Origin of the sequence: Streptomyces hilarionis (genome assembly GCF_024539675.1) — a bacterium.
Classification (GTDB): Bacteria; Actinomycetota; Actinomycetes; order Streptomycetales; family Streptomycetaceae; genus Streptomyces; species Streptomyces hilarionis.
In genome coordinates, this window is record NZ_JAHHIT010000497.1 from 1 (window position 1) to 395 (window position 395).

The window sequence follows — 395 nt, forward strand, 5'->3', positions numbered from 1 at the left end:
GTGCAAGAAGATCCGCGTGAGTATCAGGACAGGCATGTTCAATCCCCAAGAAGCGAAGTACGCGAACGGCGCACTGGTCGAACTCCCGTATCCAACAAACGACGTGCGACTCATGACGAAGGCTGCAACTGAAGCGGTCAATCGCCTCTTCCGTCCGGGCTACAAATACAGCAAGGCGGAGGTTTTGCTGATGGATTTACGGCAGCCTGGCGAATTCACCGATGATCTGTTCGCGCATTCCCAGCCTGTGATGGCGGACAAGGTGATGACCGTCCTAGATGAGATCAATGGCCGTTGGAGAAAGGGAGTTCTGCGCCTGGCCAGCGTGCCGGCGGCGCCAGATTGGGCTATGCGCCGGGAGTTGATGAGTCAGAGCTACACGACCAAAATGGATC

The 395-nt window shown here is 56.5% G+C and carries 1 protein-coding gene; it reads left to right on the forward strand.

Going from position 1 to position 395, the window contains the following annotated elements; translation table 11 throughout:
- Nucleotides 1-16: 16 nt before the first annotated feature.
- Nucleotides 17-395 (forward strand): DUF4113 domain-containing protein (locus KMS84_RS44060; RefSeq protein WP_256921421.1); only part of this gene is annotated, 379 nt, incomplete at its 3' end.